At 58.2% G+C, this 459-nt stretch carries 1 protein-coding gene; it reads right to left on the minus strand.

Annotated elements, in window-relative coordinates; translation table 11 throughout:
* On the minus strand, window positions 1-369 hold a 369-nt coding region (locus tag HMPREF2886_RS27280; RefSeq protein ID WP_256562589.1), incomplete at its 3' end, for a type IV secretory system conjugative DNA transfer family protein.
* Between the last annotated feature and the right edge of the window lie 90 nt (window positions 370-459).

Raw genomic sequence — 459 nt, forward strand, 5'->3', positions numbered from 1 at the left:
AATGACAAGGCCCACACCTTTACCCGAACGGGTCGGGGCAAGTGCGCAAACATGTTCCGGGCCGTCGTGCCGCAGGTAGTACGTGGTGCCTGTTTCGGGGTCGTCATAGGCCCCGCAGTAGACGCCCTGCCCTTGTTTGCCCTCACGGGGTAGCAGGCCGGTTTCGCGTACTTCGTCCAGCGTGGCGAAGTGTGCCGTTCCGTGAACGTCTTCATGCTTACGCGAGCTGCGCGTCTTGAAGCCGATCCAGAGAACATAGGTCAGCAGGCCGACCAGCACGCCGAGCGCGAAAATCACAAAGGCATAGTTGTAGGAATTGGGCGCTGAGTCGTAGAACTTGAACAGCCATCGCCACCAGTCGAAGGGCATATAAAGCTGCCCGAACAGTGACGGCCCAAGTGCCGGGTGGTAGCCAACCCGGTACGCAATAAATTGCGTACATATGCTGTTCAAACCGAT

Origin of the sequence: Pseudomonas sp. HMSC066A08 (genome assembly GCF_001813025.1) — a bacterium.
Lineage (GTDB): Bacteria > Pseudomonadota > Gammaproteobacteria > Pseudomonadales > Pseudomonadaceae > Pseudomonas > Pseudomonas aeruginosa.